The sequence below is a fragment of the Bradyrhizobium sp. STM 3809 genome, assembly GCF_000239795.1.
In the GTDB taxonomy this organism is placed as follows: domain Bacteria; phylum Pseudomonadota; class Alphaproteobacteria; order Rhizobiales; family Xanthobacteraceae; genus Bradyrhizobium.
Genome location: NZ_CAFJ01000304.1, coordinates 1 through 5,029 on the forward strand (window position 1 = coordinate 1; position 5,029 = coordinate 5,029).

The window sequence follows — 5,029 nt, forward strand, 5'->3', positions numbered from 1 at the left end:
GGTCAGCCACGGCAGCTCGGGCCGGTCGGCGGTGTGGTCGGCGATGAAGCGGATGGCCTGGTCGACGAGGTCGGCGGTGAGGTGATAGCCGTCGGCGTAGCTGCCGGGCGGCGGGATGTGGGTGTTGTCGAGCACGAGCTCGGGCGCATATTGGTCGGTCTCGGCATCGAGGAAGCCGTAGAAGCGGTCGAAGCCGCGGCCGAGCGGCCAGCCGTCGAACGGCCCGGTCGCGCCGCTCTCGGTCAGCGGCGTGACGTGCCACTTGCCCACCATGTAGTTGCGATAGGCGTGGCTGCGCAGCATCTCCGCCAGCGTCCCCGCCTCCCGCGCGATCTTGCCGCGATAGCCGGGATAGCCTGAATCGAAATTGGCGAGGCAGCCGACGCCGACCGAGTGGTGGTTGCGGCCGGTCAGCAGCGCCGCCCGCGTGGTCGAGCACATCGCGGTGGTGTGGAAGCCGGAATAGCGCAGGCCCTGCGCCGCCAGCGCGTCGATCGCGGGCGTGCGGATCGGCGAGCCGTAGCAGCCGAAATCGGAGAAGCCGACGTCGTCGAACAGCACCACCAGGATGTTCGGCGCGCCCTTGGGCGGCAGCGATGGCGCCGGCCACCAGGGCTTCGAGCCCGCGATGGTCCTGCCGATCGTGCCGCCGAATGCCCGCTCGCTCATGGCTCGTCCTCCTCTTGTCGCTCTCCTCCCGGCAGGCGCGAGCCGGCGGGAGCGCCGTCGTTCTGATGGCCGCCGCGGCGCCGCGCCTGCCGCTGCCACGCTTGCCGAAGATCATAATCATAATTATGATTATGGTTCTAGATGGAGATGGCGTCATGCCCCCGCGGATTGCAACGATCGACCTGCCCGGCGTGACGCCGTCGCGGCAGCAGCGCAGCCGCGAGACCACGCTTGCCCTGCTGACAGCCGGCGCCGAGCTGCTCCGCACGCGCAGCCTCGCGGAGCTGTCGATCAGCGAGCTGTGCGCCGACATCGGCGCCACGGTCGGGGCCTTCTACAGCCGGTTCGACAGCAAGGAGGCCTATTTCAACGCCCTACTCGCGCTCACGCTGGAGGACGGGCGGGAGCAGCTCCTGAAGCTGTCGCCGGCCAAAGCAGTCCCTGCCGGGGACATCGAGGCGCAGTGTCACCTGCTGGTCCGCGGCACCGTGCTGTGGATGCGGCGTCACAAGGGCGTGCTCCGTGCCGCGCTCGTCCGTGGCGAGCACGGCCCCGACAACTGGTCCGGCTTCAAGGATCTCGCGCAGGCGCTGTCACGACGGGCGGCGCTGCTGCTGCAGCCGGCGGCCCACACCGGCGCGGGCCGGCGCAAGCCGGAGGCGACGACGGAGCAGCTGAAGGCGGTGGCGTTCGGCGTCCAGGTCGTGCTCGGCACCCTGGTGAACGCCATCCTCAACGATCCCGGCCCGCTCTCGGTCGACGACGACGAGATCGCCGAGCGGCTGGCGGCATGCCTCGTCCTGATGCTGCGCGCCGCGCCGGGCGCCCCGCCGCGCCAGCCGCCTGGCCGCCGTTAGCGGCGGACCTTTGGAAATCCGTCACCCAGCGGCTTGCCAAAGCCGGCGCCATGCGGGTAGAAGGACGCGTCGCCGCCGCCCGCCGCTTCGCGGGGCCGGCTCGCAGAACGGTGCCAGACAGTCCGCCAACCGGTTGAAACTGCTCTGCATTCCGTTGGGGAATGGTGTAACGGTAGCACAACAGACTCTGACTCTGTTTGTCTTGGTTCGAATCCAGGTTCCCCAGCCAGATCCAGCTTATTGATCGTAAGCACGTCCGTGCCGCAGCAGCCTTTTTGATGGCTGCCTCTATGTTGCGGCCTCGCTGTATCTCCGCAAGATTTTCAACGACTTATCGGCCGATCCGGTGCTTCGTTGCCAACATGCACCCGCTGTGGGTCGGAGCGCTCGAGTCCAGCACGGGCTCAGCGGATCGGCAGCTGCCAACCGAGTTCACCCGGCTTTCGCGATATCGATGACGCCAGGGCCGGCCAAGCTTCGCGCCACATGCACCTTGCCATCGGCCTGCTTTGCTCTCGCGTTCACGCGGCGACCACATCCTGTCCTGGGCCGCTCTCGATCTGGCGAGCGGTGCCGCTGGTGGGCCACTGGGCTGCCGACCCCAGGCGATCCAAATTGCCGCATCGGCGGCACCGTCAACCATCCACCAGAGGTTGCGTCGATGAGGTCCGCCCGGGCGGACCGCATATGATTGCGCAGGCCCTCGGGCTCGGCATCAACCGGTAGCAAGGTAGGCCTTCAACACCCAGCGCGGCTTAAGCAATTTGCCACGTCGCGAACCGTTTGCCATTGCATATGCAATCCCGGAATGGGCAATATCCTGACCGGCTTACGAGCGCGACCAACGCGCCGGGTCCATTCGGGGAGGATCAAATGGGTGACGGCAAGAAACTGTCATCGCTTGACGCATCGTTTCTGTATCTCGAAACACCCGAGATGCCGATGCATGTCGGCAGCATGGCGATCTTCCGCCTGCCCGAGGACCACAAGGGCGACTTCTTCGAACAGTTCAAGGCGATGATCGCCTCGCGGCTGCACCTCGCCCCGATCCTCAAGGCGCGCCTGGAGAAGGCGCCGCTCGACATCGATCACCCCTCCTGGGTCGAGGACGATCAGTTCGACATCGACCGCCACATCTTCCGGGCCAGCCTGCCGGAGCCGCGCGATCGGGCGACTCTCGAGCGCATCGTCGGCTGGATGCACGCCAAGCTCCTGAACCGCGCCCGCCCGCTGTGGGAGTTCTATGTCTTCGAAGGCATGAAGGACAACGAGGTCGGGCTCTACTCCAAGATGCACCACGCCTGCATCGACGGCGGCGCCGGCGCGGCGCTGACCAACATGATCTACGACGTGACGCCCGTGCCGCGGCAGGTCGATCCGCCGAGCGCGCGGCCCAAGGCCGGGCAGCAGCCCCGCGACATCGCCGCCACCCTCCTCGACGCCTACACCCAGCTGTGGAGCCAGCCGCTCGACGCCGATGTCGCCAAGGCCATCCAGCTGCCGCGCTCGGGAAAGAGCGATCTCGGCTCGATCCTGTTCGACAACGCCATGTACCAGATCGAGAGCGCGTTTCGTTTCGCCGGCAGCATCCCCGCGATGCTGCAAAGCGTCTCGGACGTGGTCGGCAAGGCCTCCGATCCCGCGTCGCGCCGAAGTCTGGCCAGCATGGCCTCGCCGCCCTCCATCCTGAACAAGTCGATCTCCTCGGAGCGCAGCTTTGCCGGCGCCTCGATCTCGCTGTCGCGCGCCAAGGCGCTCGCCAAGCGGGCGGAGGGCAAGCTCAACGACGTGGTGCTGGCGCTGGCCTCCGGCGTGGTGCGCCGCTATCTCGACCAGCAAGGGGCCTTGCCGCAAAAATCCATGACGGCCGCGGTGCCGATCTCGCTGCGCGAGGAAGGCAACACCGAGGCCAACAACCAGGTGTTCGGCATGATCTGCGGCATCGCCACGGACATCGCCGATCCCAGGGAGCGGCTGCAGACCATCATCGCGCAGTCGACCAAGTCGAAGGAGATGTCGCATCCGCTGCGCGCCTTCATGCCGCAGGTCTCCAACGTCTCCATGCTGGGCGCTCCGATTCTGGTGCAGATCCTGGCGCTGCTCTACAGCCGCTCCAACATGTCCGACGTGCTGCCGCCGGTCGGCAACATCACGGTCTCCAACGTGCCGGGACCGCGGCAGACGCTGTATGCCGCCGGTGCCGAGCTCTTGCACATCTTTCCGGTCTCGATCTCGGCCCACGGGCTCGCGCTCAACATCACCGTGCAGAGCTATCGCGACCAGCTCGATTTCGGGTTCATCGCGGGCGCCAACATCATCCCGCATGTGGAGGTGCTGTGCAACATGTTGCCCGAGGAGTTCGAGCTGCTGGACAAGGCGTTCGCACCGGCGCCGCGCCAGAGTGCGGCGAGCTAGCCGTCCGAGCATGATGTGTCGAGATGAGCGCGCCGCTTCCCAAAGCGCGGTCGTGACGACTGCCCCTCCCCCGCCGCGCAGGATCGCTGCGACCTCTCGCCCGGCGTGAGAGGTGAGCAGTGTCCGCAGGCCAGACCGAGAAACGTGTCGCGTCCATCGAGTTGAGGAAATGACCATGATCGACATGCCTCCGCTGCAGTTCGCCACCACCAACGGCATTCGCATGGGCTATTACGACGCCGGCCCGAAGACCGATGCGCCGCCGCTGGTGCTCTGCCATGGCTGGCCGGAAATTGCGTTCTCCTGGCGCCACCAGATCAAGGCCCTAAGCGAGGCCGGCCTGCGCGTGATCGCGCCGGACCAGCGCGGCTATGGCGCGACCGACCGTCCCGAGGCGGTCGAGGACTACGACATGGAGCATCTGACCGGCGACCTCGTCGGGCTGCTCGATCACCTCCAGATCGACAAGGCGATCTTCGTCGGCCACGACTGGGGCGGCTTCATCGTCTGGCAAATGCCGTTGCGGCACCCTGCGCGGGTCGCGGGCGTGGTCGGGGTCAACACCCCGCATCTGCCGCGCGCGCCGATCGATCCGATCGAGCTATTCCGGCAGCGTTTCGGCGAGCACATGTATATCGTGCAGTTCCAGGACCCCTCGCGCGCGGCCGACAAGATCTTCGATGGCCGCGTCGAGCAGACCTTCGACGCCTTCATGCGCAAGCCCGCACCGCGCAGCGACGACGCGCCGCCTGACAAGCCCGTCGCCGGCGTCGGCGCCTCGCCGCGGGTCAACCTCGCTTTTCCGCAGATGATCGCCAAATACGACGCCCGGCACGATCCGCGCGCGCCGATCCTGTCGGCGGAGGAAAAGCAGGTGTTCGTCGACACCTTCAAGCGCACCGGCTTCACCGGCGGCATCAACTGGTACCGCAACTTCACCCGCAACTGGCAGCGCTCGGCGGATCTCGACCAGACAGTCCGGGTGCCATCGCTCATGATCATGGCCGAGAACGATCACGTGCTGCCGCCCTCGGCCGCCGATGGCATGGAGAAGCTCGTGCCCGACCTGGAGAAATACCTGGTGAAGG

Annotated in this window: 4 protein-coding genes and 1 tRNA gene; 4 read left to right on the plus strand and 1 reads right to left on the minus strand. The window is 66.9% G+C overall.

Going from position 1 to position 5,029, the window contains the following annotated elements:
- A partial coding sequence (locus tag BRAS3809_RS16965) for a sulfatase-like hydrolase/transferase (RefSeq protein WP_035656530.1) occupies positions 1-669 on the minus strand: 669 nt, incomplete at its 3' end.
- A 155-nt stretch (positions 670-824) separates the two neighbouring features.
- Here BRAS3809_RS16965 and BRAS3809_RS16970 point away from each other — a divergent pair.
- The 4 genes from BRAS3809_RS16970 to BRAS3809_RS16985 all read left to right on the plus strand — a co-directional run.
- Complete coding sequence (locus BRAS3809_RS16970) at positions 825-1,526, plus strand: TetR/AcrR family transcriptional regulator (RefSeq protein WP_008963335.1); 702 nt, start codon at positions 825-827, stop codon at positions 1,524-1,526.
- 155 nt (positions 1,527-1,681) lie between these two features.
- Positions 1,682-1,755, plus strand: a tRNA-Gln gene (locus BRAS3809_RS16975).
- A 644-nt stretch (positions 1,756-2,399) separates the two neighbouring features.
- Positions 2,400-3,941 (plus strand): WS/DGAT/MGAT family O-acyltransferase, encoded by a 1,542-nt coding sequence (locus tag BRAS3809_RS16980; RefSeq protein WP_008963336.1) that lies wholly within the window; start codon positions 2,400-2,402, stop codon positions 3,939-3,941.
- 175 nt (positions 3,942-4,116) lie between these two features.
- The coding region (locus BRAS3809_RS16985) for an alpha/beta hydrolase (RefSeq protein ID WP_035656531.1) at positions 4,117-5,029 on the plus strand (913 nt) is incomplete at its 3' end.